The sequence below is a fragment of the Dapis purpurea BLCC-M126 genome (assembly GCF_050015975.1).
In the GTDB taxonomy this organism is placed as follows: Bacteria; Cyanobacteriota; Cyanobacteriia; order Cyanobacteriales; family Microcoleaceae; genus Trichodesmium.
Genome location: NZ_JBNHER010000220.1, coordinates 1 through 4,301 on the forward strand (window position 1 = coordinate 1; position 4,301 = coordinate 4,301).

Consider the following 4,301-nt stretch of genomic DNA (forward strand, 5'->3'; position numbering starts at 1 on the left):
TTAACCAGAGGTAATTATCAATTATCCATTATCAATTATCAATTAATGAACAAACAGTCTGTTATATGTTTAAGATTACCTAAGAATAATAAAAACCCTACTACTGGTTTTTTAAGATTGATGTGATGGGTAAGCTATTAAGTTTTACCCCTTGTCTTCCCAGTTGGGGCCTCAATACATCATTTGAAAATTGACAAATCACTACTCCTTGATGCTCATAACTGCATCCAATAATAAATCAGCACCAAAACGCACAGGATCTGTACAAGGCAAAGCAGTTTCTGTTTCCACTTGGTTGATCGCTTTCTTAGCAGCCACTTCATCTAAATGAAAAGTATTCATCGCAATACCTCTAACTCGTGCTGGTTGCAGAGCGCCACCCATACCAGCTACCATTTCATACAACTGAACCACTATTGGTAAGGGCGGAATCAATATTTGGGGATGATTACGAATATGAGTTTGATTGGCACGATGTACCAAGATTAAATCAGTAGGTTGGATACCGCGCAATAGTGGCAGGGTTGCAGTAGAACCAGGATGCAACAGGGAACCTTGCCCTTCAACAATAAGCAAGTCATGGGTATTGCCAAACTCCATAATAATTTGTTCGACTGCTCCGGCAGCAAAGTCAACCCGCACTGCATCCAACGCAATACCATCGCCAGCAATCATCAAACCCGCTTGCCCTGTGGCCAAAAATTTAGAGTTGAGACCTCGGTGTTGAGCAGTTGTATTTAGTTCTAAACTGGTAGACATTTTGCCGATCGCCATGTCTGTCCCCACTGTTAAAACCCGCCGACAAGAAAGTGTTCTAGCTTTCCCACTGCCAATAGTTAATCCTTCAGGTTCTTGACGCACATCCCAGATCCATTGCGTATGTCGTAATAGTGGTAGAATATCGGGATGATGGGCAAGTGGGGTATGCAAACCGTTGACGACTGATAAGCCAGAGGCAACTGCTGCTTTAATTTCTCCAAAACATTCATCAGGCAAAGCGCCACCAGAGGGAGCGATACCAATGACTAATATTTCCGGATGAAAGGCGATCGCTTCAGCAACGGAAGCAACTATGGGTATGTCACGGTGAATTTTAGTAAGTTCGGGCAATGATTTTCCAGCAGATTGGCTATCGATGACGGCAACGATTTCTGCTTGGCTATAACGTAATAGTGATAACCCTGTTTTTCCATGTAACCCTTGAATACCATTGTGTAGCAAGATTGCTATTTTACCATTTTGAATTTTTGATCCTGGATTTTCTATAGTCATAATTTTCTCAAGGAAAAATTCTTTTTATAGTATAAGTCTTATTTCAGTTGCAATATTTTGTGGAATTCAGGAGTGAATTAGCCAGATTTAAAATAGTTTGTTAGTTAAATTATAACAATCTATATTGAATATTTCTCTATCAGAATATTTGTTACAAATAACTTCCAACTTTTCAGAATAATTCTGTTTTTACCATAATAGGAATTACACAAAAATCGGGTTTATCGATGAAATTTTGTGAGGGCAAAAAACAATAATCAGGGCAATAAATCTGGCTTGTTGTTTGAGCGCTTAAATCCTGTATAATTTTCTTCTTAATAAGGTCACAATAGCAAAATATCAATTCTAGTCATGGTAACATCTAATAAAATTTTTCTTATTTCTCAACCTCATATCCTAACTCAGCTAACTGAATTCGAGACTGTCGCCATTTAGGTTGTATTTTCACAAATAGTTCCAAATAAACCTTACCTGCAATTAACTTTTGAATTTGTTGACGTGCGGCACTACCAATAGCTTTTAACATATTTCCACCTTTGCCAATCAGAATTCCTTTTTGAGATGAGCGTTCAACATTGATAGTGGCAAGAATACGAGTAATAGTTGGTTCTTCATCTACTCTGTCAATAGCAATTGCTACTGAGTGGGGTACTTCTTCACGAGTCAACAATAAGATTTGCTCCCGGATCAGTTCCCCCATAATAAAGCGTTCTGGTTGGTCTGTTACTAAGTCAGGAGGATAATAATAAGGTCCAGTTTCTAGATGTTCAATTAACAAATTCTGTAGTGATTCTACTCCTTCTCCTGTCAGAGCAGAAAATTTGATTATTTGCCAGGGGTGAGGCTCGATCAATTGATAATAACTAGCTTCTATTTCCCGATCATCTTCAGGTCGTAGATCTAACTTGTTCATACCTATAATAACTGGGATTTCAGTTTTATTAAGTAAATCTATAATATAGCGATCGCCACCACCTGCTATTACTGACCCATCTACTACCAACAAAACTACATCCACAGATTGAATTGCGATTTTAGCATTTTGAACTAATACTTTTCCTAGTTGGTGGTGAGGCTTATGAATACCTGGAGTATCAACAAAAATCATCTGTGCTGCTTCTGTGGTTAAAATACCACGAAGACGATTACGAGTAGTTTGAGCAACTGGGGAAGTAATAGCAATTTTTTGCCCCACCAGTTGATTCATTAAAGTAGATTTGCCAACATTAGCTCGTCCTATTATACCAACAAATCCTGACCTAAATCCCCCAGGTGCTGAGGGAATAATTGTACTTGTGGACAATTCCATTTTTGTATTTTTTAACTTTTATTTCTAAAATAACAGCTTATCAAGTCAAAATTTTTTACGAGGAAAGGTCTAACTACTGAAGTTAAATAAAAAGCAAGAACCAAGAGAATTTGATATAGCTTGAGGGTTGAAACCCTTTACAAAACTTTTAAGAGTAGTTGGCCGATAATAAAGATAATTGACAAGTCCATTAACAATCTCCAGAAAATAGTGGAATAAAGTAGAAAAGTTTCCTATTACATAGATTTTAGTAAGTAGAGTTCCCACCAATTTTAAGCCTATGGAAGAAGATAAGTTATAGACTCAATTCAGCGATATTCAGTGAAGCGGGAAGCTATATCTAAAACTCAAAATTTTTTGGTAGTAGTTTATGTAAGTTGTAGGAGAACAGAAAACAGGACTATAACAAAGGAATACTGTTAATTGATAGATACTATACATTTTTCTGATAGTTCTAAGAATATTATCAGAATACGAATAAAGTATGTAGTGTCCTCTGATTCTGGAGTGATTCGTCTAGAATTAGGATATAAACTCTACTCCTTACATTATCAAATTAAGGAGATTAGTGTATGACAAAGCCAGATAATTAACAAATGCTTAAGAATATATAGTCTGATTTTATAGCATTATGTAGAGTCTTATAATTAAGCTTTGTTTTAGTTTGTTATCAGTTAATTTTTTGTTTTCACTAAATTAATTTAGGTGATACAAATTATCAAAGGCAGAACATTTAGAAACCTCAACAGCTTTCTAAATGTTCTGGTTAGTTGAAATCCGATCAAATTAAGCTAGGAGAAGAAAATGAAGAAATTTTCTACATTATTAGGAAGTTTATGTGCACTGGTGGTTGCAAATCTACCTCTGCCAGGGTTGGCAATACCATCTGATTTCGACTATAAATCTGGCCCAGAAGAATATCAGCCATTACCAGACCTTTCTATTCCTTACAGAACTTTACCCAGAAAATTTGATTTTCCAATTATTACTGAGATTGATGTTGATAACAGCGTCCGTACTGATAGTCCGATAACTGATGCTTTTGTTAACAATTTACCTTCTATCCCCACTGGAATCACTCTAGATGAGCTGTTGCGCTACAGAGCAGAGTATACTGCTGCCATAGAAGCTTGGGGAGAAGAGGTGACAGAATGTCTAAATAGAAAACCACGGCTACTTAGAGTTAGCACAGGTAACCCAGTGATTATTAATGGAGTAGAAGGTACAATAGTGCTTAATGCAAACAATCGTGCTGTCTGTAGATAAATCATCGTAAAAATTCGGTAAATGGGAAACCAGCCAGTTGTAAAGGCTGGTTAGCACAAAAATTATAAAAACTTCTAGATTGATTGGTTTTAATCCAGACGATTCCTTGTAGGATAAGGTGTGTCTTAAACAAACGTATTAAGATAAATATAAATAAATTTAGCTATACTAAACTAATCAGGACTAATCAGGTTTTTAATTTTTTTGAGTTTTACTATGGATAAATGGATAACCAGAATAATTATCTAGAAAATTTGACCGTAGAAAACAAATATTGAGCAACCAAACCTAATACCCAATATTGTATCTGTGTAAAAGGGTAAATTTTTTCTATTCTACTCTACCAAGAAAAACCAAAAAGCCTGTTTCTCAAATCTGAGAAACAGGCTTAAATCAATAATTACCCTGGCATTGAGCTATTTTCACATGGGGCTACCCCCAAAGTATCTTCGCC

3 protein-coding genes are annotated in these 4,301 nt (G+C 36.1%); 1 reads left to right on the top strand and 2 read right to left on the bottom strand.

Features of this window, described 5'->3' with window-relative positions:
- Positions 1 to 201: 201 nt before the first annotated feature.
- Together ACP6PL_RS19815 and era are read right to left on the bottom strand one after the other, a co-directional pair.
- On the bottom strand, positions 202 to 1,272 hold the full coding sequence (locus ACP6PL_RS19815) for an N-acetyltransferase DgcN family protein (protein WP_426546995.1): 1,071 nt from the start codon (positions 1,270 to 1,272) through the stop codon (positions 202 to 204).
- A gap of 376 nt (positions 1,273 to 1,648) precedes the next feature.
- On the bottom strand, positions 1,649 to 2,581 hold the full coding sequence (gene era / locus ACP6PL_RS19820; protein ID WP_426546996.1) for a GTPase Era: 933 nt from the start codon (positions 2,579 to 2,581) through the stop codon (positions 1,649 to 1,651).
- 804 nt (positions 2,582 to 3,385) lie between these two features.
- On the opposite strand from era, the gene ACP6PL_RS19825 reads away from it, so the two are divergent.
- Positions 3,386 to 3,847, top strand: coding sequence for a hypothetical protein (locus ACP6PL_RS19825; RefSeq protein WP_426546997.1), 462 nt, complete (start codon positions 3,386 to 3,388; stop codon positions 3,845 to 3,847).
- The last annotated feature ends 454 nt before the right edge of the window (positions 3,848 to 4,301 follow it).